Source organism: Pantoea sp. MT58 (assembly GCF_014495885.1).
Lineage (GTDB): Bacteria > Pseudomonadota > Gammaproteobacteria > Enterobacterales > Enterobacteriaceae > Pantoea > Pantoea eucalypti.
The window spans coordinates 1,538,364-1,563,944 of the sequence record NZ_CP061083.1; the positions used below are offsets into that span (position 1 = coordinate 1,538,364).

The window sequence follows — 25,581 nt, forward strand, 5'->3', positions numbered from 1 at the left end:
GGCACACGCCGGACGATTGCAGGTATAATCCCGGATAGAATTTCACAGCTTCAGAGACGACTCAGAGACCACAATGACAAAACTCACCTTGCAAGAGCAGATGCTGAAAGCGGGATTGGTATCCAGCAAAAAAATGGACAAGGTTCAGCGCACAGCTAAAAAATCCCGTGTTCAGGCGCGCGAAGCCAGAGCCGCGGTGGAAGACAACAAAAAGGCGCAGCTTGAGCGGGATAAGCAGCTGAACGAACAGCAGAAGCTGGCTGTGCTGTCGAAAGAGTACAAAGCCCAGGTCAAGCAGTTGATTGAGATGAACAAAATTGATGTGGCAAAAGGCAACATCACCTTCAACTTTACCGACAATAACCTGATTAAAAAGATCATGGTGGACAAGCCGACGCAGACGCAGCTGATTAATGGTCGTCTCGCCATTGCTCGCCTGGCTGCTGACGCCAGTGGTGAGAGCCGGTACGCTATCATCCCGGCCAGCGTAGCGGATAAAATTGCGCAGCGTGATGCCAGCGCCATCGTTTTAAACAGCGCATTAAGCGAAGAAGCACAGGACGAAGATGATCCTTATGCTGATTTCAAAGTGCCTGATGATTTGATGTGGTAATTGTGTTCTGACCCATTTAGAACGGGCTGGCGGCAGAGAGTTGCATTACCTCGCCGCTCACAGGATGAATAAACGTCAGCCCACTGGCGTGCAGCATCAGTCTCTCTGCCTTTTCGGCGCCCGGCATCAACAGACCACCGTAAAGATCACAGCCCAGAATCGGGTGCCCCAGCTGCTGACAGTGAATACGCAGCTGGTGGGTGCGTCCGGTTTCGGGCGTCAGTTCAACCCGTGTGACCGGCAACGCGTCTCCTTCACTTCCCTGATAATAACCGCGTTCAGTGACCCGGTAGCGTGAGCGTGCGGGTTTGCCCCTGATGGTGCATATCGTCATTCGGGGAAACAACGCCGGATCTTTCGCGATGGCAGCATCAATGACTCCCTCATCATCGGACAGATGGCCGCACAGCAGGGCCTGGTAGGTTTTGTTCACGCTACGCTGGCTGAACTGCTGGCACAGAGCAGCGTTAATCGCCTTGTTTCGTGCAACAACCATCAGGCCGGATGTGCCGAAGTCGAGCCGATGCACCAGCGTGCAGCCAGGGAAAAGGCCGACCAGCCGGTGATGCACCGAATCAAGATTTTGAGGATTTTTACCTGACAGGCTCAGCAATCCGCCGGGTTTATTGATCACCAGCAGATGTGCATCCTGAAAGAGAAATGTGATCTCATCAAAGCAGGGTGGGGCGATAAACGTATCGATAATGGCAGACATGGTGCAACCGGCAGACAAAGGGCTGGAGATCATAACCTATTGCCCGGTCACTGACGACGACGACAGACTTCGCCGGGCCTTTATTCTCCCGTGATGGTTTCACCGCTTTGTGTGGCGAGCGACTGGCTGGCCTGATGCGTTCCGAACCCCGCCTGAGCAACAAATACTGAGCATACCGTCGCGGCTAACAACGTGAGAAGAACAGAAAGTTTCATGGCTGCATCCAGTGCTGATAAGGGCAGTCAGTCTGGCAGGAACGGTGACAGAGACAAACAGAACAATCCGGAAAAAAACTTTTAGTACATTTGAACAGCAACTTGCACGATTTTTAGTGATTTATTCGGGCAAGTCTCGCCTTAACGACTATAGTCTCTGGTGAGGTTGTCATCAATTCGTACCAAATGGAGGATTTTCTGTGTTAATTCAAAACGACGAGAAAGGCCACGTAATTATTGGCGAAGCGGCACTAAGCCTTGCCCTGGGTGAGAAAGAAATCAGTATCGCATCACTCTTTACTCAGCTGGGTTTGATGGCGAAATCTGAGAGCAACGCTGATCGACTGGAGAAAATCGACAAAGCCAGAAGCTGGCTGAGTAGTTTTACGTCACCAGCGGTTGCCCAGCAGCAGGTGCCGTACCTGCGAACGCTTGCAGGCCTGAACGAAGAGCTGAACTAGCCCCGATAGAACTGACGCCAGTGGACGTAGTCCGGCTCCGGCCGGAAAACGACGAAGCGGACAACCTCAACGGTTGCGCGAGAGCGTATACCGGCCGGAGATAATGTCATGGACGACACTTCTCCTGCCCTCGAAAACTGCACCTTTGTTCGCGACATCATCCCTTTCTACTACAACCTGCCAGATCCCTTTCTGCCTGCAAACTGCCAGTCTGATACAAATCAGGCGAGAGCCACATCGCTCCGGCCATCCAGCCAGATTGTATCGCTGTCTTCATATTCAAGATCTCGCGTCGTGCCTGCGGCAGCCGTTGCGGTAGCCTTTCTGTATATCGACTGTCTGGTTGTCTGAAGATAATGACTATTTCAGCCAGCCTCGTTGTGACAAGGCTGGCTGAATTAACGTGCAGGTCAGATTGACGCGTTGCTACGGGTTAAAAACTCTCCCAGCTGGCGTCTGAGGATGCCGCCACAGGCACAGCAGGCACTAAACGTGGCGTCAGGACCGGAGTCCGGGTTTGCACGGCAGAGAGACGGAACACAGCCACTGTTTTTTCCAGTTCATCTGCCTGCGACTCCAGAGAGCTGGCTGCAGCGGAAGACTCTTCAACCAGCGCGGCGTTCTGTTGCGTGGTGGTATCCATTTCGGCCATGGCCGTGGCAATCTGAGAAATACCGCGGTTTTGCTCGTCAGATGCGGCAGCAATCTCACCCATAATGTCTTTAACCTGACTGACTGAGCGGACGATGTCATTCATCGTGGTACCGGCGCGTTCAACAAACGCAGAGCCATCCTGCACCCGGTCAAGTGACTCGCGAATCAGCGTTTCAATCTCTTTAGCGGCCAGTGAGCTGCGCTGGGCCAGATTTCTCACTTCACCCGCAACCACCGCAAACCCGCGACCCTGTTCACCTGCGCGTGCTGCTTCCACGGCAGCGTTGAGTGCCAGGATGTTAGTCTGGAAAGAGATGCTATTGATGACGTGAATGATTTCGCCAATTTTCCCTGAACTCTGGCTGATGCTGTCCATGGTGACGATAACATCCCGGATAATTTCACCACCGCGTCCGGCATTCACCGAGGCATCGGTCGCCAGCTGACTTGCATGGTGGGCGTTCTCCGCATTCTGTTTCACCGTCGAGGAGAGCTCTTCCATACTGGCAGCCGTCTGAACCACAGCGGCAGACTGCTGTTCAGTGCGCGATGACAGGTCGGTGTTGCCTGCGGCAATTTCTGCCGAAGCGCGCGCCACGCTGCTGACACCATCACGCACGTTGGTGATGATGTTCTGCAGGCTGATGTTCATCGCATCCACGGCCTGCATCAACTGACCTAACTCATCGCCACGCGTGGTTTTCAGCGAGGTTGTTAAATCACCGCTGGCGATACGCTGCGCGGCATTCAGCGTCTCTTTCAGAGGCAGCGTTATGCTGCGGGTAATTCGCCAGGCAATCAGGAGGCTCAGAAAAACACAAATCAGCGCGGCAAACGCAATACGCCACTCCGCCTGTTTAATGAACTCTGCAGAAAGCTGAGACTGGAAAGCAAAGGTATCAGAGACTGCCGCATTGAGCCGTTCAGCATCAGCAGTAAGGTCCGCAGATTCGCCTTTTTCTTTCTCTGAAGCATCAATATAGCGCGTTAAAGCCTGGCGCTGCTGCGCAAGCGAGTTTAGTAAATTTCGTGTGGCATCACTGATGGTGGGCTGAGCAAAAATATCCAGCTGCTCACTCAGCGTATTAATCGCAGTGTATTCTTCCAGGACCGCATCTCTGCTGGCCTCTGTGGGTTTATCCAGAAATGCTTTTTCAACATTGGCGGCATCAAACAGGGCGGCAGCCAGATGCATGACGGGCAGGGCCGCATCCGGTGACTGAGCCATATCGAGCGATTCAAACTGATGTGCAAAACCGATCAGGGCACCGGGTTTAATCGCATTGAGAGCGGCGGAGGTCGTTTCCGCAGATGCCACAAATTTCTCACGCTGGTTCTTATAGTCGTTGAGCAGCTGTCCCATCAGGGTGACTTTCTGCTGACCAGTCTCATCCCATTTGAATCCATCCAGCCGTTTATAAAGTGCTTCTAAATCCTTCAGGGCCTGAACGTTCTGTGACGCAAATTTAGGATCTTTGGTGTACTGGTAAAGCGTACGGTTAAGACGTGCTTTGCTTAAGGTGTTAACCATTTCTACTGTGATTGTGCGCCGGGCTGAGTTGTCTTTGATACTGCGAAAACAATCAAAAGCCATAAAGGTAATGGCAAGGGAGGCGGCTATGACGACGATAAAACCGGCGCCCAGTTTTTTCCCGATTTTAATATCGGAGATGCGTTGAGTAAGACCCATGAGGTTCACCTTTAATGAGATTCAGAAGCAGAGGAAAACGTAAAAAAGTTAAATAATGCTAAAGATGATCTTTATATCGTCAGGAGGAAGTGAACCTTTAATCTTATTTATGATTTGATGAGCAGCTAATTAATTTATTTATTATGGTTTATTCTGAAATCATTAGTCATCTAATCTTTTTATTTAAATGTAATGCACTGATTTGTAGTTAATTTAATTGAATGTCTGACATATATTGATCTTGATCAAAATTATTACTATGAAAGTGTGAGTTAAAAAAGCTGACTGTTTTCAAATGAAGGAGTTACAGGTTTTACTAATGTTTTTAATTGCACATCTCTATCAGCGATGAGTCAATTCAGCAGGCGGGGTGAAATCTGCGTATTCAGGAACACGCACGATTGAAATTAACGCGCGCGCTAAACCTAAAAAATCTTACACAACAATAACGCTACCGCTCCCGCCACGCATCCGATAGAGTAAAAATCCCACTCTCAATAGTGAGCACAACTGATGCCAGATTACTGTTTCTACACGCAGGGAAAACAGACCATTGCCCTGGCAAGGTCAGATATGAACCGCGCCAGCGAGTTGCTTGCTCAGGGGTTTATAAAAGAGGCTGAAGAAGTGCGTGCTCCTGATGAAAAGCAGGCCGCTGCGCGCTTTGCAGATATCAGAAAAGAGAATGCCATTGATCGGCATAACTTTCTGGCCGGCGCGGGAACAATGCCATTGATTGGCGTGCTCACAGCATTGGCTGCCTTTCTTTTCTGGCGAAAAAAATAATCCTGAATTCCCACAGTTCTTCAGAAAACAGTCGGTAGACTCTCTGACGCTATCGGGCACCGCATCATCACAAAAAGCGGTGCCCGGCGTTAACCCGCCAGCGTCTCTTAATATGATGGGATTATCTCGCTGGAACAAAGAATGAACACCCACGTCCGGCAAGAATATTTATTATCTGTCAGACGATCATCTTCATTCTGAATGACTTCGTATTTACGCAGTTTCCCCTTTCAAAACCACTCAACTAAACATTCTTAGGGATATTGTTCATGCCCTCCGCTTGATGTGACAGCGATTAGTTTTTTTAAAATTCAAATCACATTGAGGTTAGCCAGGCGTCACCGAAAAATCACGCTGATTTTTATATCAGACCGTATTAAGTTAACGACTAATAAAATTAGTGATTTCACTAAAAATTCAGTATGGTCTGAACGTTATCCCACATTCCCCCTCACTTCTTTAGTTTTATTCCTTATCAGCTCAGGCATGCAGAAATATAATTTTCAGTATTTAATTTTATATAACAGTATTTTAATGGAATAAAAAGCTATAAACGCAATTTATATGGCTGAATATTGCGAGTCGCCGCCTGTCTGATAATAATTACCGTCATTGAGGTACGGCACAAATCAATCTGAGTGTCAGTGCAAAACGCGCTATTCAGTTCTTAGGTAAGGGCTGAGTCTGAGTGCGTATTGATGTACAGGTTGATGCTGATTAGTGAATGGTAATTTTTATTCTGCGGGTATTTCGCTCTTTACCATTTCACGAATAAATCTGCTGTCAGGTCATGCAGATTTATTCGTGAGATTTGAGAATGGAAAGTATCACAGTTGTGACGTTTTCTATTTCATGATGGAAGTGTAATTATCAACTAATAGGATAGATAAGATGAAAAAAGTTATTCTGGCTTCTTTATTACCGGTATTAATGGCCGGATCATTCGCCTCTTATGCGGCAGAAAGCGCGCCTGCGGCAATCAGTATTGATGGCGGTAAAATTAACTTCACCGGCGCTGTTGTTGCCGCACCTTGTGCTGTGGATAACTCAACGAATGGTCAGAACGTTCCGTTGGGACAGATTGCGACGAACCAGTTACCTAAAAAAGGATCAACCGGTTCTGCCGTGCCTTTCAGCATCAAGCTGATTGGCTGTGATTTATCCCCTCAGGCAGGCGCACCTGCGGAGACGAAAAACTACACCAAAGCATCCATCACCTTCACGGGTCCAACAGTAGACGCCACCACGTTGCAGGTGACAGCAAATGGTGCGGGTCAGCAGCCAGCCAAAAACGTCGGTATTCAGATTATGCAGGCGAATAAGGCTGTGCATGTTGATGGCACTGCCAGCACTGAAGCCAGCAACATCCTGATGGGTGAAAACGAAATTCCATTCACGGCAACGTATGTAGCAACCGCTGAAACGGGTGTCACTGCGGGTGCGGCAAACAGTTCTGTCAACTTCACGGTGAACTATCAGTAACCGTAACGTCACAGCGTCCGCGACACCCTTGTCGCGGACATACGCATTACTGTTATCAGAGGAACGAACGATGCCGGGTCATATGTTACGAAACACCTTATTTACCCTCTTTATCTCCACTGCGTGTCTGCTGCCTTCTCTGGCAAGTGCAGGCGGAATAATGCTGGGAGGCACTCGCATTATTTATCCGGCAGACCAGAAGCAGGTCAGTATGTCTGTGCGCAATACGTCTGATGACAGCAGTTTTCTTGTGCAGTCCTGGGTTGAACAGTCGGATGACCAAAAAAGTCAGGATTTTGTTGTTACCCCGCCGCTGTATGTCAGTGGGCCGGGTAATGAGAACACCCTTCGTCTGATGTATGTTGGCGCGCCAGCTGCGCCCGACCGTGAAACACTTTATTACTTCAATACCAAAGCCATTCCTTCCGTGGATAAAAAGAAAATGGAAGGGAAAAACATGCTCATGCTGGCAGCCGTCACACGGATCAAATTATTTCTCCGCCCGGCAGGACTCACACCCGCGGTCGATAAAGCACCTGCTGAATTGAAATTTCACCGCGCTGGTGGACAGGTTCGAATTGAAAATCCGACACCTTACTATCTCACGCTGGTTGAGATGAAAGCAGGCGGCAACAGCCTCTCTGACACCATGGTTTCTCCACGCAGCAGCATCACTGTGCCTCTGCCATCAACCTCTGCCGGATCGATAACCTACCGGACAATAAATGATTATGGTGCGGCGACCCCGGAACTGCGTGCAAAAATAATATAACCATCTGTTTTTATTTGAATATTTTGGTGTCTGATGTATGCGTACTCTAAATAAATATAAGCAATATCAGGGAAAGTTAATTATCCAGCCCCGGCTGGCCTGCATCCTCTCACCTGTGGCGTTCTGCGTTGCTGTGGGGCTGATGTTACCCGGCTATGCGCACGCTGACCTTTATTTTCCGACGGAGCTTTTCGCGGCGGATGGGCAGGCAGTCGCAGACCTTTCACGCTTTGGGAAGGTGGGGGCGCAATTACCCGGGAATTATCAGGTTGATATTTATGTTAATAACAGGCAGGTCACCAGCCGCAACCTGCGTTTTATTGATGCCGGTACGCAGGCAGAAGCGCCAGCGGCGGATGCGCGTGCTACATCAGATATACGTGACAATACCGGGTTAATGGCCTGCCTCACCCGCCGGGATCTCTCTGAGCTTGGGGTTAACCTGACGGCGTTTCCTGACCTGAAATCAACATCAGAAGAGGCGTGTGTTTCTCCGGGGAAATTCATTCCTGATGCGTTCACCTCATTTGACTTTCAGAAAATGAGACTCGATATCAGCATTCCACAGGCTGCGATGCAAAACCGCGCACGGGGTTATATCCCGCCGGAGCGGTGGGATGAGGGGATAAATGCAGCCCTTCTGAATTACAGCTACAGCGGAAATACCAGTCATGGTCGTTACGGTAACAGCAGCAGCCACTATCTCAACCTGAACAGTGGACTGAATGTAGGGCCCTGGCGCCTGCGGGATTACCGGACGTGGAATGAATATGAAAGCCGTTATTACCGCTATCGTAAATGGCAGCACGTAAAAACCTATGCAGAACGGGCGATTGTTCCGTTGCGCAGCGAACTGGTCATGGGTGATAGCACAACCAGTGGGGACGTATTTGATTCACTGGGGTTCAGGGGAGTGCAGCTGGAGACGGACGACAGTATGTTGCCCGACAGCCATCGGGGATTTGCGCCTGTTATCAGAGGGGTTGCCACCACGAATGCGAGAGTCAGCATAAAACAGAATGGCTACACCGTTTATCAGGCATTTGTTTCCCCTGGTGCGTTTGCGATTAATGACCTCTATCCGGTTTACTCCAGCGGAGATCTTGAGGTAACGGTTACCGAAGCGGATGGCAGCACACATAACTTCACCGTGCCATATTCATCCGTACCCGTACTTCAGCGTGAGGGGAATGTTAAGTACTCACTGACAGCTGGCCGTTTTCAGGCGGGTGGTGACAGTTATAACAACCCGGAATTCGCTCAGGGCACGCTGGTATGGGGATTACCACACAACGTCACCCTGTATGGCGGGATGCAATATTCAGAGAATTATCTCTCCGGGCTGATTGGCGGCGGGCTGAATCTGGGGCTGCTCGGTGCACTTTCCGCGGACATCACGCAGGCCGACAGTACGCTTGCCGATGGCACACGTCATAAGGGGCAGTCCCTGAGGTTTTTATACGCACGCTCCCTTAACGCTCTGGGAACAACGTTTCAGTTAACGGGATATCGTTACTCCACGCAGGGTTTTCATACGCTTGATGAGACGGCTCTCAAGGGAATGAAGGGCTGGCGGTATGACACAGACACGGTTGATGCAGAAGGAAAGCCGGTAAAGCAGCCTTATACCGATTATTACAACTTATATAACAATCGCCGCGCGAAAATTCAGGCAAGTGTCTCCCAGCGAGTGGGAGATATCGGGTCACTCTATCTTACCGGCGTCAGGCAGACCTACTGGAACAGTGCTGACGCCACGGACTCGCTGCAGGCCGGGTTTAACAGCGCTGTCGGGCCGGTGAATTATAGTCTGTCATGGAGTTACAACCGCGATGCCGGACGTGGAGGTGCGGATAAATCACTCTATTTCTCTCTGTCCGTTCCACTCAATGCACTACTGTCAGGCGAGGGAGAAAGCAGTCGTCATCCTGTGTATGCCACCTACAGTGCAGGACGAGATGGGAACGGTCATATCTCGCATCAGGCCGGCGTGAGTGGCTCCGCCCTTGAGGGAAATAACCTCGGCTGGAACCTGTCCCAGGGATATACACGCAGCAGTGGCAACAGTGGCAGTCTGAGTACGAACTACAGAGGTGGATACGGAAGTGGTAATGCGGGCTACAGCTACAGCAGTAACTATAAACAGCTGAGCTACGGTGTCAGGGGAGGTGTGCTGTTGCATGCAGACGGCGTAACCCTGGGTCAGCCGATAGGCGAAACCGGTGTTCTGATTGCTGCGCCAGGCGTATCCGGGGCGGCGATTGAGAATGAAACCGGTGTTCGTACAGACTGGCGCGGCTATGCAATCAAACCTTATGCCTCCGTCTACCGCGAAAACCGTGTGGCTCTGGACACCGCCTCATTTGATGATCACACCGATATTGATGATGCCGTCAGCCGTGTTGTGCCAACACGGGGCGCCATTGTACGAGCTTCGTTTAAGGGACATACAGGCAGTCGGGTACTGATGACGCTGACACACAACGGTAAACCGCTGCCCTTTGGGACCATCGTCACCGCCGGAGAGAAGACCGGCATTGTAGGAGATGAGGGGCTGGTTTATCTGTCGGGAATGCCAGCAAAAGGAATGGTCAGTGCAGTGTGGGGCGAGGGCAAAAGTCAGCAATGTTCTGCGCCCTGGACGCTACCAGACGCAAAAGATCAGGCAGTCATCAGAATCAACAGCGTGTGTCGATGAACGGGCCTTTAAACAACAAACTCTGCGAACAGAAATTATGAACAAATTTGATCATCAGGGGAAAAAAGTAATGAAAAAGCATCTTAAGCATGGATTCGGGTTCAGGCCAGCAGCGGCAGTCATGCTCACTACCGCGATGTTGTCAGGCGGAGTAGTGGGCAGTGCGGTTGCAGCATCAGACCCCGTTGCCATCAAGGTGACGGGATCCATTGTTGACAATACCTGCACGATTAATAAAGCACAGGCCGTCGAACTGAGTCCGGTTTCACTCAGGGATTTCGAGGGAAATAACTCAACCCTGGGATTTAAGGTGGTTGATGTGGAATTAAAAGAGTGCGGTACGGGGATTACCCGGGGAGTGAAAATCACCACAGCCGGAAACGAAGATCCAGCAGATCCTAATCGTTATGCGTTTAAAAATGCTGACACAGGCGCAACGGCAGCAAAAGGTATCGGGCTTCGGTTTTACAAGGCTGCTGATGGCGCACAGCCATTTAAGGTGAATGACACGGATGGCGTAACGAATACTTCTCTGACAGCAGGAGATAACACCCTCAGCTTTGGTGCAGCTTATGTCGTGACCAACGAGGACACGCTGGCAGCAGGGAGTTTCAGCACCACGGTAAATCTGACACTGGCATATCAGTAGAAAAGGAGGAGAACATGAAAATGAAAATGAAAAAACAGAATTTATTAACCGTGATGGTATTAATGGCGGCTGTTACGGCGGGGAATAATCTGGCAGTCGCTGCAGATACCACCACAGTGACGATTTCGGGGACAGTCAGGGCGAATACCTGCACAGTAGGCAATAAAGCAAATGGCGATCTTGCACCCATATCTGTGAGTGATTTCAGGCAGGCATCCGGCACTGTTGTGGGTTCTGCGGTCATTCCCGTTGTGTTTACAGGCTGTGGTAACGGGACGACCGGAGTCAGGGTTACGGTAAGTGGAAAGGCGGCTGGAAGCGGAGGCGCGTTCAAAAATGACCATGACGGGCAGACCGGCGGAGCTAAAAACGTTGGGATTTATTTATACGATACGGACGGAACAACGCTCATCAAGGCGGGAACGGACGTTGCTGCAAAGCAGCAATCATTTACCACAAACACCACGCTGAATTACAAGGCGAGCTATGTATCACTGACAGATAAGGTGGAAGCGGGTTCAGTTCTGACGACAATCACGATGAATTTCACTTATTTGTAGTGATAATGAGTGTAATGCAACAGTTATAAAAGGCTTACGTGAGCACGTGGGATACGATGGTCGCCAGGGAATGAAATAGTGTCTGAAACACTTAATGCGCCAATAAAACTTAAACTTACCTATAAATGAAAAGACTACTATTGCTTTTACTGCTTAGTACGAATTGCTTAGCTATCCAGGTTACAACCACCCAGTTAAGTTCAAAAGGGAATAAACATTTTGTTTCTACTGTCTGGACTGTTGATACCGATATAGATGAGGAAATTAACGTCAGATGGGGGAGCAGCAGAGAATATAATGGCGGTATTTTTACAATAATACACAATGGCGTAGCTGTATTTTCAGGGCTGCCATCTTTTGTTCCCGCCAACGCAAGTCATGAAGTTAAGACCAGGGTACACATTAAAAAAGGGGATACGCTTCAGGGTCTGATAGACAATAATGCGTCTTCAGACGCTATTTATACATCTACTCGAGTAGGGATGATTGTTGGTGATGGGCGTTATGGCATATGGAATCAAACCGAATTCTATACATATTACACTTATCCCTGTAATGCAACAGTTCCTGTAGCTATAGATCTTGGTGTGCTTAATCCGGGTGACATTACGCCAGTATACATACCTCTTGAGGTTAGCTCTCCGGGAAGACTCAAATTTAATGTTGGAAATAATAAAGGTGTTATTCCATTAAAGCGTGATGCGGAAACTATTTTATCTCTGGATCTGAGTTCTTATTATAATGCCACTTACGATTCAATTTTCTGGACGAGTGCCTCAGGAACAACTATAAATGGAACAGTAATTGTGCCGCAGGATTCGGTGGGAGGGGTGGGGAGTGTCGCCGGTAGCATCACTCTTGATTGCATATAGCATTGGTGTCGATATAAAAAATTCCTAAAAATTATGGTGCCATTATTTAAAAATGACTCAATTGGGTCGGTCAGGCTGTTTCGTGCTGTTTTGTGATATTCAACACATAGAGCTAAGGGTTCCTGTTCCACAGAATGCCAGCATCACATATCCGAGGTTAGTCGTTAGGAAGAGAAGTGTGTCCTGTATAAACGGCTTGTAGTGTCAACGTAGTACGGGTTTTTTCGTGAAGAAATTTCAGGGAAGGAAATAATGAAAAAAAGAGCAAGCCTCATCCTTTTTATTCTTGCCTGTCAGGCGAGTTGGGGCGTGACATTGAATGCGCAAACCGGCCTATGGAAAAGCGAGCCAGCGGCACTATTAAGCGACTTTGAAAAAGGACACTACCTGCGAGCCGAACAAACCTATATTAGTCACACCGGAATTTATGTCTGCACGGGTGGGGGATATATGATATCGCTCCGTGATACTGATTACACGGAACTAAGCGTGACTATTCCAAAGGGCACAATCATGACATGCCAGACAACAAGCATGCGTGTAGATAATGGGATTAACATGTTCATAGGAATGCGAACGGCTCCAGACGGACGCAATGAAGGATGGCACTATCAGAGTACCTGGAAATATACTATTCCCGAAACGACCTGCAAAGCAGAAGTGCCGCCTGCAATCAACCTGGGCGACCTCCGGTCAGTCGGTACAATGACCATCGTCATTCCCGTCGACCTCCCATCCGGCGCAATACGTTTCGAAAGCAGTGACATTACAGGAGGTGTTCTGATGCTGGGAGGAAATCCTTCGGTCTCTCTCACTCCCGGAGAGGGAATGGTTGCGGGTGATCTTGCCTGGTCTATAACGGATTCTAATCCATCCATAGCCGTCACCACGACAGACGCAATGCCCGGTTCCTATTCCTCGTATGCGACGCTGACATTAAGCTGCCAGTAAAGGGGAGATTGAGAAAATGATCTGGCTTACCGATTCGCTACAAATGCAGAAAAGTAATATTTTTTTATTTTATCAAAATAATGATGAATAAATCAGCCAGAAACATGTGACACATTTTATTCCGGGACTATAAACTCATTTAAATTTATAGCGGAGCATATTAGGTAGAATAACAAATGGTGATTATTCTAATGCTTAAAAACATCAAATTGCAGTCAATGAGCGTGTTTTTCGCGCTCACTGTTCTGGGACTCTCTTTCACCACCTCTGCGCAGGAAATGAGTGCATTGAGTCCTTCTGTAGTAAATACAGGTTACATATCGGGATATCGTGCTCCAAGCCATAAGTTAAGCAAGCCCCATTTCCAGGTACAAATATTGTTGTGGAAAAGTCAACCCCAATGGGATCACTCAAACTGGTTTGTTGCCGACGAAGCGTTACCTGTTGTGGTTCCAGATATAGAAGTGAATTGCGGAAATGGTACGGTAACCGTGTCAACACGCATGTCAATATGGCGGATGGATTGGGACACAGGAATTTCTTCAACAAACAGCACATTGACTTGCTGGATTACGCGCGGTTCTATCACAAACCCCTCAATAAACGAATATAATGGGTATTACGTGGGATTTGTGATTGGAGTTGATGGAAACTATGAGGCGGGGGGCGCTGGGCCAATTAATATCCCCGCACGTAAAGAGTGTTCAGCAGGCATCAATGATTTACCCTTGGGCACGTTATTAAGCGGAGATTCCAAAAGCATACAGTGGCCTTACACAACAAAGAATGGAAGCATTGAACTCTCAGGATCACATATCAGGTCAGAAGGGACATTAGAGCTAGGAGGAAAATCCAGTGTGTTAGTGCGTCCGACCAGTAACAAGAATATAAAAGAAGGAAACCACTGGGTGACACCTGAAATTTCGCAAGGAGGTGAGATTCCGCTTTCGGTAAATGTCAGTCCGGGTGCTACGGGTGGCGTTTACCAGTCTGTTCTGACGGCCAGGCTGAGCTGCCAGTAAAAAAGACCACAATTACGCAACACGGAATGAGAAATTTTCCCGATTCGCCCTTGTTCATAACTCAGGGTGCGAGCAGTGGGGACCTGAGGTTGATTATTTAAATAATGGGTTAGAGATCGGGATATGAAAAACAACGTTTCAGAATGCTTCCGGTTTCAAAAATATTCAGGGGATAAAACATAATTATCAAGAGCATAATATTCATGCTCGGATAAAAATCTCATTCAACGAGTAAATTATCATGTTGTCGGTAACACAACAAACGGTGGTAATAGTAATGCTAAAAAAAATCATATTGCAGTCAGTGAGCGTGTTTTTCGCGCTCACTGTTATGGGGCTCCCTTTAACCGCTTCTGCGCAGGAAATGAGTGCAGTAAGTCCTTCTGTAGTGGATGTCTCAGGGGCAGCAACCGCGTGGCGTGATGGCAGGACTGATTTAAATGACAATTATCAAGTACAGATACTTCTGTGGAAAAGTCAACCACAGTGGGATCACTCGAACTGGTTTGTTGCCGACGAAGCGCTGCCCATTGTAGTGCCTAATATCGAAATAATTTGTAGCGATCAATCGGGCATGCGGGTGTCACGATGGCTAACAACCTGGCGGACAGACTGGGACACTGGAATTCCTACCGGTATGTTTTTCAAGAATATAATTACTTGCTGGCTTACAAATGGGATAGTCACAAACCCTTCAGGTAACGAGTACAGGGGGTACTATGTGGGGTTCGTGATTGGCGTAAAAGGTAACTACGAGGGCGGCGGCGGTGCCGGAGAAATTACTATCCCGGCGAGTAAAACATGTTCTGCGAGTATGAATGACCTGCCGCTCGGAACGTTATTAGCCGGAGATTCCAGAACTGTGCGGTGGCCTTTCACAACCAGGAATGGAAGCATTGAACTTTCAGGATCTCATATCCAGTCTGATGGAACATTACAGCTCGGAGGAAAATCCAGTGTGATAGTGCGCCCGACCAGCAGCCTGAATGTAAAAGATGGCAATAAGTGGGTGGCACCTGAGATTTGGGAAGGGGGTGATATTCCGCTGTCGGTAAATGTCAGTCCGGGTGCTACGGGTGGCGTTTACCAGTCTGTTCTGACGGCCAGGCTGAGCTGCCAGTAAAAAAGGCCACGAAAACGCACCATGGAGAGAGAAAACTTTGCGGGTCTTTTTTGGCACTCAGTAATTCCGCCGCAGAGCAGCATAAGAGGTGAATAATATTGCCTGTTGAGGTAAATGAATATATATATCTTATTTGCGAATGCCTTACTGTATCGGTCTTAACTTTTTTGTCTTCTCCGCCGCTTTCAGAGAGCAATCGCGAAATTTATGATGTTATTAATGTTAAATAAATTACATGTAACTATTGTGTTTTTTATCAGTAAAAACAAAAAAGGAGGATGATGTGGATAGAGCCATTTCACGTAATGTTTTAATCAGGGTTTTCGAAAAGTATAGTTTCAGTGAAACCAATGAATTAATTGTGTTTATAAAGTCAGTTTGCCCTCCCATTCCCGATCGGGCCGCATCGGTGTTCCTGAAAGTAAAACTGGAAGAGTGTCTGGAAAATCACGATAATGGCAGCAGCTATTTAGACGAAATTAAATGCATTATAAAAAAACTGGAAGTGCATATTAAATCCTTTGATTACTATCAATGAAAAATCTTTGTTTGTATGAACGCTCTGTTGAATTTACGGGTTGTAAACATATTCTGTTTTTAAAAAAACAGAATAATAAAGTCACCCGCAGTAATGGCTGTTTTCGGTTCTCAGATTTCCAGGCGAGAAAGCAGCAGGTTTTACTGTACTGAATTTAATCGAATAGTGTTATGAGATCGTTTTTAAAAAATATCTCATGCGCTTTTAATCGCGTGGCATACAGGTTAATGGCAGGTTATAAACATTTAACAAGTGCGTCAGATGTTTTGAGAGTTTTAACGCATGTCCCGGTTAAGTCGGGAAGGTATAGAGAGGTTATTGTCACTGCGCGTCCCACCACAAGGCGACAATTATTATAATTATGAAATATATTATCAATGCCTGTATCGGGTTCAGTCCCGCAGATGGCGTATTATATCGTATTGAAAGTGAAGATTCGGTTACGCTTCCGTTGCCAGCACAGAGATTATTGCTCATTATTCTTGAATCGGAAGGCGAAATAGTAACTCGTGATAGCCTTCTCACAGGCGTCTGGGACCAGTTTGGACTTGTTGGCTCAAACAGTAGTCTTAATCAATATCTCAGCCTTCTGCGGCGTAGCATTTCAGCATTTGGGTGTGAAAACTTTATCGAGACGTTGCCTAAGGTAGGGATTCGACTTTGCGAATTTGTTCATATTCAGAAAATAGATGAAGAGAATAATAGCGATACTACTGAAGTTATCTCAAAACGAAGGCCATCTGGACCCCTGTCAAAGATGTCAACAATCCCCAAAGACATGAACGCATGGATTTTGATTATTGCTTTCCTGGCCTGCAGCTTTATTTTTTTCGGTATATCTAAAGGCGGAGGTTCCAGCCCAACCCCTGTTTATCATTCTCTTGAAGATGGATGCAAACTGATTACTTTCGCTGACCTGAATGACGAAGCGTTATCCAGAGTCAAAGCAACCCTGACTGTTTTCATGAAAGCGAAAGGCATGCAGTGTAAACCTGGCAACCGATTCTACTTTGATGACTTATCATCGCAAGGACGGGATCACACCAAACGCACGCTTATTACATACTGCGAAGAAGATAGAAAAGGCAAAAGCATTATGTGCAATAATTTTTATTATTTTAACGAGGTTTTCAGTGAAAAATAAGAAAATGATATTTTTCATTGCGCTCTCTTTCTTTTGTCTGACTTTATTTGTATACGGGTATCATCGTAGTGCTGTTTCTCTCCCCTTTAAATGCCTTTATACGACGCAATATCATTATATGCGTGAGGGCGAATCCTTAAATGTCCATTTAATTCATGATGTGCGAATCTATTCAAAGGATTCAGCTTACATTTTGCTTGATGGACACCTGAGAAGTTCAACAAACACCTACAAGATCAATCGTGTGATTTTATTAGGTGATGGCGAAATATCACAAGGTTCAACCTTTCGGTTCAATAAAACAGAAGTTAAACCTTCTCATGACGATAATGTCCCGGCTGAATTAGTGCATCGGGTGCTTAATGAATATTCCCTTACACCCGATACCATGCAGATTGATATTTTCCCTCTGGCTGACAAATCGTTCCTCATCGGCGGGCCATCGTCTTTTCTGAGTATATGCCTGCGCTACTGATAAGCTACAGGCAAGCCGAGGGTTATCTAGAAATCATATTCCAGCGCCAGGCGGTTCTGCCAGAAGTCTTTGTCGGATGTTGAGGTGGTCTGCACACCGGCAAAGTCGGTGATGCTCAGGCCTTTAAGCATGCCGCCAAATTTCCAGGTGCCGTACACAATATATTCGGATTGATTACTGCTCGCGACGCCTTTGGCTGGCGTTAAATCCATAAACGAGTAACGGCTGCCCAGAGAGAGGCTTTCGGTTGCGCTCCAGTTCAGATCGGTGGACCAGGCGTTGCCGCTGCCCAGATCCTGCGTGCTGGTGAAGAAGGGCTGGGCAAAATAGGGGCCGGAGGAGGTATTGTGCGCGTAAGGCGTCACCAGCGCACCGTTGCCGTATGCATCGTGGCTGGCGGTGATATGGTTGTAATTTAACGACCACTTCAATGCCTCTGCGAGGTTCATCGCAAACTGCGCGCCGTAACTGGTGCTGTTCACGTTGCCAGCCAGCGCTTTGCCATCACTTACGCCGCGAATAAACTGAATACCGATCTTTGGCTGGGAAGGAGTATCTGTCCACGACAGGAAACTGTCGGCGTATACCAGCCTGGTATAATTGTCGTAATCCTCGTACCACAACTGGCTATTCAATTTTTTATTATTCAGCCTGATGGCCCGTCCGGCTCCGGCACCCCACATGCCGTTTGTCGTGCCATCGGCGTCAGTATAGGCCGTGGTGTTGAGGAACTGGTCATCTCCCCATGGCTTGTAACGGGTGATTCTGGTGGCATGCAGGAAATTATCGCCGTCGCCATAGTTTGCGTCGATACCACGAAACAGAATGGGCGTAATACGCCAGTCGTAATCGCCAATAAACGGAATATTGATGCGCTGATCGCCGGCCGTAATGCGGAAGTCCTGATAATGCCAGCTTGCATAGGCTTCGCCCACGCCGGTCTGGTTCGGGCCGAGTTCGGTAATCAGGTGGTCGTCGTTGTGTGATATACCGCGCTGGAGAATACCGCTTACGCCTCAGGCTGAGGCCGTAATACTCTGCCGTGGCATATTTTACGCTACCGCCATAGCTGACCGTGTCCTGAGAATAGCCCGGTACAAAATAGGCATTATGGGTGGAGTAATACAGAGTGCGCAGGCTGCCGCTGACTGACCCGCAGGAGAACATGTCGCTGAGGGAATCTGCCTCCTCAGCGGAACAACCGCTTGCCCCCGGCATGGCCGCCAGCGCAGAGTTTATTAAAAGTGCCTGTGAAACGACAATAGCGCTCAACTTCAGCGTAACGCTGAATAGGTTATTTCTCATTAGTGCCATCCTGTCAAAAAGTAATAGAGCTGCCCGGCAGAAAAACTGCCGGTAATTTTTATTTAAGGGCACACACAGGCAATCGCCGCCCCGCCGCTGTTTCTGTCACCTGAAGTGGGGAGGATTATTATTATTTACTTATTAATAACAGAGGGTCTTTATCTAATACGAGGTTGTCGCGTTCCGCCCAGCCTCTGAGCTTGCCGGGGTTAAGTAATCCTTCAGGATCAAGACACTTCTTAACAGAAACGACGTCCGGTTTAATTTCTCCCTGTTTACCATCCTCAATATGATAAACATGTGGGTTATTTATTTTCACGTCATTGTCACGGAAGGTTGTCATTATTTCATTCAGTCTTTCTTCGGTTGAATAACGCACAAGTTGCAAACCGCTTGCGGTAATGTTGCCGTCATTGTCACGCAGGAATTCAATATGCGAAATAACCTCATCACCGAACAATGCTGCCATATCGATAATCTGCTGACGATAACAGGTGTGATTAAACGCTGTCTGTAAATACGTCAGAGAGCTGTCAACTTTAAGTGCGTGCAGCGTGGTGTGGTTCCAGCAATATTCCATCAGCGACGCGTTAGCCTCACGCGCTTCGTCGGCCGGCTGGCGCAGGGCGCTCTGACCGCGGTATTTTTCCAGCAGATGCGCACAAAATCCTTCGCTTTCCTGTGCGATCACACTGATTACCGCATGCTGGCTGGCCTGATAGCCTCCGTTCAGGTGACTGAAATAAGAGGGGATTGGCGCGGCGAACAGCGCGAGCTGGCGTTTTACCAGCCCGGGCGAACGGGCAAAGGCATTGGCATAATCCAGCGCGTCGGTGAAATCATCAAACACGTCCAGCCTCTCAATCCACTGATGGACCGGTGCCAGCGCCAGCGCCACCTCAAGCACAATACCGTTGCTGCCATAGGCATGATGCAGCAGCAATGCCTGTGGCGCGGGCACCTGCAGAATGCGCGGTTCGGCTTCCATCGTCATGACTTTTACGCTGAGCACATTGCCGGGCGCGCCGAGTGGGCCGTAGTTAATGGAGCCAATACCGCCAAATCCGCCGCCGTAAAGGCCGCCCAGACTGGCCAGCCGGTAGGTGGAAGGCATGCAGCGCAGTTCCCATCCTGTTGGCCGGGTCAGGGTTTCAATCTCCGCCAGCCGGATCCCTGCCTGCGCCCGTACCACGCCGTTGCCCAGTTCACATACCTGATTGAATGCGGTCATATCGACCAGAATGCCGCCCTCCAGTGGCACCAGCTGGCCGTAGTTGCCGGTCGCGCCGCCGCGCAGGATCAGCGGCAACTGATGCTGAACACAGGCTTTCACCAGTAATCTCAGCTCTTCTTCGCTGCGCGGCCTGACCACCGCATCGGCCTGTTTGTCTTCCAGTTGCCGCTTAAGCACCGGGCTGAACCAGTGAAAATCACGGGAAAGGCGTTTGACCTTCGGCGCCTGTAAAGTCCAGTCCAGCTCAGGCAGCGCCTGCTGTATCAGGGCGAGCGCCTGTTGACGTTGTTCACTGTCCATAATCTTCCTGCCTAAAGATGAATGAGGTTAATGAGATTGCACGGCTTCGCTTTCATGCCAGGCACTCAGCACGCGTCGGGAAATCCAGGACATCGCGCCAAAGAGTGCAATGCCGGTGAGTGAAATAAGCAGCAGAGCGGCAAACATCAGCGGGATGTCCAGCTGATAGCCCGCCTGCAATATCTGGTAGGCCAGGCCGGTATTATTGCCGCCGGTGCCGGCCACAAACTCAGCCACCACCGCACCGATCAGTGACAGACCGCTGGAAATGCGCAGTGCGCCGAAGAAATAGGGCAGAGCGGAGGGAATGCGCAGGCGAATGAGGATTTGCAGGCGGCTGGCGTGATTCAGCTGAAAATAGCTCAGCAGCCCCGGCGATACGCTGCGAAGCCCCTGTGTGGTATTGGAAATAATCGGGAACACCGCCATCAGCGTTGAACACACCACCAGCGACAATGTGGTGTCTTTGACCCAGATGATGATCAACGGCGCAATGGCGACGATCGGCGTCACCTGCAGAAACACGATGTAGGGAAACAGCGCGGTTTCAATAAAGCGGTTCTGTACCAGCACGAACGCCACGACTGCACCGATGACAATCGACAGTAAAAATGAAATCAGGGTGATTTTCAGGGTGAACAGCAGCGACGTCATCAGCGAACCGCAATGTGTCCACAGGCTTTGCAGCATCACCACGGGTGACGGCACCAGAAACTGAGGGATGTTGAAATAGCTCACCCAGCCTTGCCATAGCAAAATGACCACCACGGCGACTACCGCCGGATAGAGCACTTTGCGGAACGTGGGGTTGTTGATCCACGGAGAAGCATTTTGCGTTTTCATACCGTTACTCCATACCCGATTGGCTGGCTTGCAGCAGGCTGTCCTGCAACTGCTTCGCATAGCGTGAAAATGCCGGACTGACGCGGAAATCTTCGCTGCGGGGAAAAGGTTCGTTGATGGCGATATCTTCCACCACGCGCCCCGGACGCGCGGCCATCATGATCACCCGCTGCGACAGGAACACCGCTTCGTGGATCGAGTGAGTGACGAACACGACCGTCAGTCCCTGTTCCCGCCACAGGCGCAGCAGGTCGCTGTCGAGTTTGTTGCGGGTGATTTCGTCGAGCGCGCCGAACGGTTCATCCATCAGCAGCAGCTTCGGGCGCGTGACCAGCCCGCGGGCAATTGATACGCGCATCTGCATGCCGCCTGACAGTTCGCGAGGCAGGACGTTGGCAAATTTGCCAAGCCCCACCAGTTCCAGCGCTTCACTGACGCGGGTATTGGCTTCAGCGCGGGGTACGCCTGCCAGATCCAGCGGCAAACGCACGTTGTTCTGCACATTACTCCACGGCATCAGCGTGGCTTCCTGAAACACGAAAGAGAGCGGAACCTGTGCTTTTTCACGACTTTCGCGGCGCCACAGCATCAGCTTGCCGTCGCTGGGTTCCACCAGACCGGCAACCATTTTTAACAGCGTACTTTTGCCGCAGCCCGACGGGCCGAGCAGCGTGACAAATTCGCCCTGATTAATGGTCAGATTGACCGGCAGAAGCGCGCGGGTGCCGTTGCTGTAAATTTTCTCCGCCGACAACACCTCGATAGCCGGAACGGTCGGAGGAATAACTGAGCGGACATCGCTCATCACGGTGAGTTTCGGGGCTGAATTCATGGCATAACCTTCGCGTCTTTAATCATCTCGAGGGTATAGGTCTGCTCAAACGGCACTTTATCCGCGTCGATGAGTTTATTTTTGACCAGCATCTCCCAGGTCTTTTTCAGACGAGGTTCAGTGATGATGCCGATACCGCCGGTTTGCGCGTCGCCACCCGTCACCAGCGCATACTTCTTCATCTGCGCAATGCCAAAGGCAATCTGGTCGGCGCCCATACGCGGGTTAGCCTGGGTAATGAGCGCGTTGCCCGCGGCGGGGTCCTGCAGGTATTCCTTCCAGCCCTGCATGGAGGCTTTCACGAACGCCGCCACGGCTGCCGGGCGTTTTTTGACGGTGTCGGCCATGCAGATAATGGAGTTGCCGTACGGCGGGTATCCCCAGTCGCTAAGCATGTAGACATAGAACGGTTTGCCACCTTTCTCGATTGAGAACGGCTCGGAAGTCACATAACCCTGCTGTACCAGATTATTGTCCGCAAGAAACGGCTGCACGCTGAAGGTGTAGGGCCGGACTTTGGCGTTACCCAGTCCCAGTTCACTTTTCGCCCACGGCCAGAATGAGGTATAAGCCTCGGTCGCCAGCAAAAAGGTTTTGTCTTTCAGTTGTTCGCCGGCCCCGACTTTATCGTGGCTGATAAACACCGTCGGCGAATGCTGGAACACCGTTGCCACGGTCACCGCATGAACGCCAGCCTGCCAGGTTTCCAGTGCCTGGCCATTGTCGCCGAGCGTACAGTCCGCCTGACCGGCGGCCATCAGTTGCATCACATTAACCTGCGGGCCGCCCATTTTAATGCTGACATCCAGACCGGCTATTTTGTACAACCCTTTAGCCTGCGCCTCGTAAAATCCGCCATGCTCCGCCTGCGCGTACCAGTTGGTCAGGAACGTGAATTTCTCTTCCGCCATTGAACTGGCCGAAACGCCGCCCAGCAGCAGAGCCAGCAGGGTGTAAGTGGGTGAACGCCGTAGTTTCATCTTGAGAATTCCTTTATTCAGAGGCCAGAGAAGACGAAGGAGGAGTGAAGCGGGTTTGCACAAAACCGTTCCAGTGGTGTTTACCCCAGGTAGGTTCGCTGCGGACTGTCCATTCCATCAGGTGGATCTCCGTGATCGCCTGCGCCCAGCTTGCCGCCAGCGAATCGAGGATCGCGTGCCCCTGTTCGGCGGTTGCGCCAATCGGATCGCCGATTACGCCGCTCGGACCAAAATCATAAGAAGCCCAGGCGGCGACAGGGCGGCCAGATGACAGCGTCGGACAGGGAAACGCTGGCGGATAATTGGCGACCGCGTGCTCCATGTGAACGCACTCCGGTGCCAGAGCCAGCATCACTGCCGTTTCGCTGTGACCGGCATGCATCGCCATTTTCTGCTCCTGCGCGCTCAGGAACTGATTTTCCACGTTAGGCACGCGGAACACGTCGTGCGGGATCATGATCATATCGCCGTGACGCAGGCGCATTTCCCGCGAGGCCATTTGCAGCACCTGCGGTTGTCCGCCGTGCCCATTAATCATCAGCAGTTTGCGGAACCCGGCGCGGTAGAGCGATTCGGCAATTTCCAGCACCGTCTGCAACAGCGTGTCGCCGGTCAGGGTCAGCGTGCCGGGGAAATTCAGATGCTCGTCAGACTTGCCGTAAGTAATGGGCGGAATCGCGAAGGCCGGAATCTCTTCCGGAAGCCGCGCCAGTGCGTGACCCGCCACGCCGGAAGAAATCACGCTGTCCACCGAACACGGCAGATGCGGACCATGCTGTTCGATGGCGCCGGTCGGTAAGACAATCACGGTGTTAGCCTTGTCGGGCAGAGCAGCGATAGCTGTCCAGCTCAGAAAAGGGAGAAAACGTTCTGCGGGAATATAGCCGTTAATCATGCTCTGCCTCGTGTTCGGACTTGTCAGGGTTAGCGGGACTGGGGTAACCAGGCGGTGGCTTCCACTTCAATCAGCACGTCGGCGCAGGGCAGCATTTCGCTGACCTGAACCACGGTAGAAACCGGCGGTTGACCGGGATAAAAAAGCTTTCTGACCCGGCTGTAATAGGGGAAGTGGTCAAGATTGCGAAAGTACTGCACCAGCTTGATCACATCACTCATCTGCCCGCCAGCGTCTTCAATGATGTGGCGGATACTTTCGAGCACATACCAGCTCTGGGCGAGGATCGGCCCCTGTTTGATATCAGTCGAGAATTCGCCGGTTTCGCCCAACAACAGGCGTGCTTCGGCTGGGATATCCTGAAAGCCGCGCACGATGGTCCCGCTCTGCGGATTAACCGGAATCACGCCCGAGAGAAAAACAAAATCGCCCGCGCGGCGCCACGCGGCATAGTTGGCGAGCGGTTTACCCGCACCCGCTTCAAGACTCATGGGATAACTCCCGATTCCAGGTACGCTGGTGGGCGAGCCTGCCATGGTGGAAAATCAGCCGGGCTGCGCTGTTTAAAGGCCAGGTCAGGCTGTCGCTGCCTGGAAAGAGAATCAGCGTGGCATCGCTGCCAGGTGCGAGTGGCAGGCCGGGCGGTGCATCACCGCTCAGCGCGGCGACATCGCAGATCAGTCGCGACTGCCAGTCAAAAACCATATCCAGCTGCAGTGCGAACAGGGCACAGGCCAGCGTATCCAGCGGGTCATAGCTACCAGCCGAACAAAAAGCGTCCTGCACGTTATCGCAACCGAGCAGCACCGGAACGCCTGCCGCCTGCGCCTCTTTCAGCAGCGTTATGCCGCGCTGTCGTGGCGTGTGGCCGGTGACGGCATCCTGCAACAGCAGGTTGGTCATCGGCAGTGCAATCAGCGTGACGCGCTGCTCCGCCAGCAAACGCAGCACCTCCACTGCCTGTTGTTCACTGCCGGAAGCCAGTGCGCAGCCGTGGCTGCAACAGATATGGCCGCTGAATCTATTTTCTGACAGGTAATGCGCCAGCCAGCTCAGGCCGTGTGCCACCGGCGAAAGCTCTTCATCGATATGCAAATCCAGATTCAGTTGCCAGCGCGAGGCACTGCGCATCAGGTTGGTCATGGCGGCCGGATCCCAGTTGGATGAGTGGATAAATCCACCCAGCAGGCAGTGGTTCCCGCTTTGCGCCACCGCAGCGGCGATGCGGTCAGCGGCCTCGCTGTCGGCAAAAAGAGTCAGCGGGACCAGCGCCACCCGTTCCAGCATGACGCCGGGTTGTGTGATAGTGGCCAGTGCCGTCCAGGCCAGCGGCGGCGTGGCATCGAACCAGTCAATATGGGTGCGCAGGCGGGTTACGCCGTTGGCGGCGGCCCATGCCATTCCCTGTCGGGCACGCTGATGAAGATCTGCCGTGGTCCAGTGCCGTCGATCCTCATGCAGGGTTTCAATCGCGGCCAGCAGACCGGGTTTTGAGGGACGGCTGCGACCAATGGTGAAGGTTTTATCAAGATGCGCATGAGGTTCGAGCAGACCTGGCAGCGCCAGCATGCCCTGTGCGTCCCACAAATCATTCTGGTCGCGCTGAAAAGGCGTCACGGAAGTTATTTTGCCTGCCTCAACGCGCAGATCTGCCGTTACCGGTTCACCTGCCTCCTCAGGCCACCCGACAGGAAGCAGCCAGGCGGGAAGGCGAACGTTGGCAATGCCGTTTAACGGTGAGGCAAAAGAAGGAAAGTTCATATTGAGGCTCC

26 protein-coding genes and 1 pseudogene are annotated in these 25,581 nt (G+C 50.5%); 16 read left to right on the forward strand and 11 right to left on the reverse strand.

Annotated elements, in window-relative coordinates:
- Nucleotides 1-73 precede the first annotated feature (73 nt).
- On the forward strand, nt 74-613 hold the full coding sequence (locus tag IAI47_RS07275; protein ID WP_008926026.1) for a DUF2058 domain-containing protein: 540 nt from the start codon (nt 74-76) through the stop codon (nt 611-613).
- Nucleotides 614-629: 16 nt separating this feature from the next.
- On the opposite strand, the gene IAI47_RS07280 is transcribed toward IAI47_RS07275, so the two are convergent.
- Together IAI47_RS07280 and IAI47_RS21995 are read right to left on the reverse strand one after the other, a co-directional pair.
- Nucleotides 630-1,328, reverse strand: a complete 699-nt coding sequence (locus IAI47_RS07280) for an RluA family pseudouridine synthase (RefSeq protein WP_008926025.1) — start codon at nt 1,326-1,328, stop codon at nt 630-632.
- Between the two features lie 80 nt (nt 1,329-1,408).
- Entirely contained in the window at nt 1,409-1,543 is a 135-nt protein-coding gene (locus tag IAI47_RS21995) for a hypothetical protein (RefSeq protein WP_255348850.1), read from the reverse strand.
- A gap of 200 nt (nt 1,544-1,743) precedes the next feature.
- On the opposite strand from IAI47_RS21995, the gene IAI47_RS07285 reads away from it, so the two are divergent.
- Nucleotides 1,744-2,004: a hypothetical protein gene (locus IAI47_RS07285; RefSeq protein WP_008926024.1), complete on the forward strand. Its 261-nt coding sequence runs from the start codon at nt 1,744-1,746 to the stop codon at nt 2,002-2,004.
- Nucleotides 2,005-2,112: 108 nt separating this feature from the next.
- Nucleotides 2,113-2,355 carry a hypothetical protein gene (locus IAI47_RS07290; protein ID WP_008926023.1) on the forward strand — a complete coding sequence of 81 codons (243 nt, stop codon included), beginning with the start codon at nt 2,113-2,115 and terminating at the stop codon, nt 2,353-2,355.
- A gap of 82 nt (nt 2,356-2,437) precedes the next feature.
- On the opposite strand, the gene IAI47_RS07295 is transcribed toward IAI47_RS07290, so the two are convergent.
- Complete coding sequence (locus IAI47_RS07295) at nt 2,438-4,348, reverse strand: methyl-accepting chemotaxis protein (protein ID WP_008926022.1); 1,911 nt, start codon at nt 4,346-4,348, stop codon at nt 2,438-2,440.
- Between the two features lie 513 nt (nt 4,349-4,861).
- Here IAI47_RS07295 and IAI47_RS07300 point away from each other — a divergent pair.
- From IAI47_RS07300 to IAI47_RS07360, 13 genes are all read left to right on the forward strand, one after another.
- The gene (locus IAI47_RS07300) at nt 4,862-5,134 is read left to right on the forward strand and encodes a hypothetical protein (protein ID WP_039659875.1); all 273 of its coding nucleotides are present in this window, start codon (nt 4,862-4,864) and stop codon (nt 5,132-5,134) included.
- Nucleotides 5,135-6,025: 891 nt separating this feature from the next.
- Nucleotides 6,026-6,616, forward strand: coding sequence for a fimbrial protein (locus IAI47_RS07305; protein WP_187961247.1), 591 nt, complete (start codon nt 6,026-6,028; stop codon nt 6,614-6,616).
- Between the two features lie 160 nt (nt 6,617-6,776).
- A complete protein-coding gene (locus IAI47_RS07310) occupies nt 6,777-7,388 on the forward strand; it encodes a fimbria/pilus periplasmic chaperone (protein ID WP_255348849.1) in 612 nt (203 codons plus the stop codon).
- Between the two features lie 37 nt (nt 7,389-7,425).
- Nucleotides 7,426-10,086: a fimbrial biogenesis usher protein gene (locus tag IAI47_RS07315; protein ID WP_008926018.1), complete on the forward strand. Its 2,661-nt coding sequence runs from the start codon at nt 7,426-7,428 to the stop codon at nt 10,084-10,086.
- Nucleotides 10,087-10,123: 37 nt separating this feature from the next.
- Nucleotides 10,124-10,735: a fimbrial protein gene (locus IAI47_RS07320; RefSeq protein WP_033743212.1), complete on the forward strand. Its 612-nt coding sequence runs from the start codon at nt 10,124-10,126 to the stop codon at nt 10,733-10,735.
- 14 nt (nt 10,736-10,749) lie between these two features.
- Nucleotides 10,750-11,295, forward strand: a complete 546-nt coding sequence (locus IAI47_RS07325; protein ID WP_008926016.1) for a fimbrial protein — start codon at nt 10,750-10,752, stop codon at nt 11,293-11,295.
- Nucleotides 11,296-11,435: 140 nt separating this feature from the next.
- Complete coding sequence (locus tag IAI47_RS07330) at nt 11,436-12,167, forward strand: hypothetical protein (RefSeq protein WP_143756069.1); 732 nt, start codon at nt 11,436-11,438, stop codon at nt 12,165-12,167.
- A 252-nt stretch (nt 12,168-12,419) separates the two neighbouring features.
- Nucleotides 12,420-13,118, forward strand: coding sequence for a hypothetical protein (locus IAI47_RS07335; protein WP_008926014.1), 699 nt, complete (start codon nt 12,420-12,422; stop codon nt 13,116-13,118).
- 191 nt (nt 13,119-13,309) lie between these two features.
- Nucleotides 13,310-14,140 (forward strand): hypothetical protein, encoded by an 831-nt coding sequence (locus IAI47_RS07340; RefSeq protein WP_223296449.1) that lies wholly within the window; start codon nt 13,310-13,312, stop codon nt 14,138-14,140.
- Nucleotides 14,141-14,417: 277 nt separating this feature from the next.
- The gene (locus IAI47_RS07345; RefSeq protein ID WP_033743209.1) at nt 14,418-15,263 is read left to right on the forward strand and encodes a hypothetical protein; all 846 of its coding nucleotides are present in this window, start codon (nt 14,418-14,420) and stop codon (nt 15,261-15,263) included.
- Between the two features lie 283 nt (nt 15,264-15,546).
- Entirely contained in the window at nt 15,547-15,801 is a 255-nt protein-coding gene (locus tag IAI47_RS07350) for a hypothetical protein (RefSeq protein ID WP_008926011.1), read from the forward strand.
- A gap of 361 nt (nt 15,802-16,162) precedes the next feature.
- Nucleotides 16,163-16,945 carry a winged helix-turn-helix domain-containing protein gene (locus IAI47_RS07355; protein ID WP_008926009.1) on the forward strand — a complete coding sequence of 261 codons (783 nt, stop codon included), beginning with the start codon at nt 16,163-16,165 and terminating at the stop codon, nt 16,943-16,945.
- Nucleotides 16,935-17,420, forward strand: coding sequence for a hypothetical protein (locus tag IAI47_RS07360; protein ID WP_008926008.1), 486 nt, complete (start codon nt 16,935-16,937; stop codon nt 17,418-17,420). The genes IAI47_RS07355 and IAI47_RS07360 overlap by 11 nt, the downstream gene beginning before the upstream one ends.
- 26 nt (nt 17,421-17,446) lie before the next feature.
- On the opposite strand, the pseudogene IAI47_RS07365 reads toward IAI47_RS07360, so the two are convergent.
- The 8 genes and pseudogenes from IAI47_RS07365 to IAI47_RS07400 all read right to left on the reverse strand — a co-directional run bounded on the left by IAI47_RS07365 (nt 17,447) and on the right by IAI47_RS07400 (nt 25,570).
- Nucleotides 17,447-18,725, reverse strand: a pseudogene (locus IAI47_RS07365) (OprD family outer membrane porin).
- Nucleotides 18,726-18,855: 130 nt separating this feature from the next.
- Nucleotides 18,856-20,259 carry an FAD-binding oxidoreductase gene (locus IAI47_RS07370; protein ID WP_008926005.1) on the reverse strand — a complete coding sequence of 468 codons (1,404 nt, stop codon included), beginning with the start codon at nt 20,257-20,259 and terminating at the stop codon, nt 18,856-18,858.
- Between the two features lie 27 nt (nt 20,260-20,286).
- Nucleotides 20,287-21,102 carry an ABC transporter permease gene (locus IAI47_RS07375; RefSeq protein WP_004571365.1) on the reverse strand — a complete coding sequence of 272 codons (816 nt, stop codon included), beginning with the start codon at nt 21,100-21,102 and terminating at the stop codon, nt 20,287-20,289.
- Between the two features lie 4 nt (nt 21,103-21,106).
- Nucleotides 21,107-21,934, reverse strand: coding sequence for an ABC transporter ATP-binding protein (locus tag IAI47_RS07380; protein ID WP_008926004.1), 828 nt, complete (start codon nt 21,932-21,934; stop codon nt 21,107-21,109).
- Nucleotides 21,931-22,914, reverse strand: a complete 984-nt coding sequence (locus tag IAI47_RS07385) for an ABC transporter substrate-binding protein (RefSeq protein WP_008926003.1) — start codon at nt 22,912-22,914, stop codon at nt 21,931-21,933. Before IAI47_RS07385 ends, IAI47_RS07380 begins: the two co-directional genes overlap by 4 nt.
- A 13-nt stretch (nt 22,915-22,927) precedes the next feature.
- Entirely contained in the window at nt 22,928-23,809 is an 882-nt protein-coding gene (locus tag IAI47_RS07390; protein ID WP_004571368.1) for a creatininase family protein, read from the reverse strand.
- A 29-nt stretch (nt 23,810-23,838) separates the two neighbouring features.
- On the reverse strand, nt 23,839-24,300 hold the full coding sequence (locus tag IAI47_RS07395) for a RidA family protein (protein ID WP_008926002.1): 462 nt from the start codon (nt 24,298-24,300) through the stop codon (nt 23,839-23,841).
- Nucleotides 24,290-25,570 (reverse strand): amidohydrolase family protein, encoded by a 1,281-nt coding sequence (locus tag IAI47_RS07400; protein ID WP_187961248.1) that lies wholly within the window; start codon nt 25,568-25,570, stop codon nt 24,290-24,292. The genes IAI47_RS07395 and IAI47_RS07400 overlap by 11 nt, the downstream gene beginning before the upstream one ends.
- Nucleotides 25,571-25,581 lie beyond the last annotated feature (11 nt).

Coding starts and splice junctions, on each gene's coding strand:
- IAI47_RS07275 (WP_008926026.1), top strand. CDS start 74: ATGACAAAACTCACCTTGCAAGAGCAGATGCTGAAAGCGGGATTGGTA.
- IAI47_RS07280 (WP_008926025.1), bottom strand. CDS start 1,328: ATGTCTGCCATTATCGATACGTTTATCGCCCCACCCTGCTTTGATGAG.
- IAI47_RS21995 (WP_255348850.1), bottom strand. CDS start 1,543: ATGAAACTTTCTGTTCTTCTCACGTTGTTAGCCGCGACGGTATGCTCA.
- IAI47_RS07290 (WP_008926023.1), top strand. CDS start 2,113: ATGGACGACACTTCTCCTGCCCTCGAAAACTGCACCTTTGTTCGCGAC.
- IAI47_RS07295 (WP_008926022.1), bottom strand. CDS start 4,348: ATGGGTCTTACTCAACGCATCTCCGATATTAAAATCGGGAAAAAACTG.
- IAI47_RS07300 (WP_039659875.1), top strand. CDS start 4,862: ATGCCAGATTACTGTTTCTACACGCAGGGAAAACAGACCATTGCCCTG.
- IAI47_RS07305 (WP_187961247.1), top strand. CDS start 6,026: ATGAAAAAAGTTATTCTGGCTTCTTTATTACCGGTATTAATGGCCGGA.
- IAI47_RS07310 (WP_255348849.1), top strand. CDS start 6,777: ATGCTGGGAGGCACTCGCATTATTTATCCGGCAGACCAGAAGCAGGTC.
- IAI47_RS07315 (WP_008926018.1), top strand. CDS start 7,426: ATGCGTACTCTAAATAAATATAAGCAATATCAGGGAAAGTTAATTATC.
- IAI47_RS07320 (WP_033743212.1), top strand. CDS start 10,124: ATGAACAAATTTGATCATCAGGGGAAAAAAGTAATGAAAAAGCATCTT.
- IAI47_RS07325 (WP_008926016.1), top strand. CDS start 10,750: ATGAAAATGAAAATGAAAAAACAGAATTTATTAACCGTGATGGTATTA.
- IAI47_RS07335 (WP_008926014.1), top strand. CDS start 12,420: ATGAAAAAAAGAGCAAGCCTCATCCTTTTTATTCTTGCCTGTCAGGCG.
- IAI47_RS07340 (WP_223296449.1), top strand. CDS start 13,310: ATGCTTAAAAACATCAAATTGCAGTCAATGAGCGTGTTTTTCGCGCTC.
- IAI47_RS07345 (WP_033743209.1), top strand. CDS start 14,418: ATGCTAAAAAAAATCATATTGCAGTCAGTGAGCGTGTTTTTCGCGCTC.
- IAI47_RS07355 (WP_008926009.1), top strand. CDS start 16,163: ATGAAATATATTATCAATGCCTGTATCGGGTTCAGTCCCGCAGATGGC.
- IAI47_RS07370 (WP_008926005.1), bottom strand. CDS start 20,259: ATGGACAGTGAACAACGTCAACAGGCGCTCGCCCTGATACAGCAGGCG.
- IAI47_RS07375 (WP_004571365.1), bottom strand. CDS start 21,102: ATGAAAACGCAAAATGCTTCTCCGTGGATCAACAACCCCACGTTCCGC.
- IAI47_RS07380 (WP_008926004.1), bottom strand. CDS start 21,934: ATGAATTCAGCCCCGAAACTCACCGTGATGAGCGATGTCCGCTCAGTT.
- IAI47_RS07385 (WP_008926003.1), bottom strand. CDS start 22,914: ATGAAACTACGGCGTTCACCCACTTACACCCTGCTGGCTCTGCTGCTG.
- IAI47_RS07390 (WP_004571368.1), bottom strand. CDS start 23,809: ATGATTAACGGCTATATTCCCGCAGAACGTTTTCTCCCTTTTCTGAGC.
- IAI47_RS07395 (WP_008926002.1), bottom strand. CDS start 24,300: ATGAGTCTTGAAGCGGGTGCGGGTAAACCGCTCGCCAACTATGCCGCG.
- IAI47_RS07400 (WP_187961248.1), bottom strand. CDS start 25,570: ATGAACTTTCCTTCTTTTGCCTCACCGTTAAACGGCATTGCCAACGTT.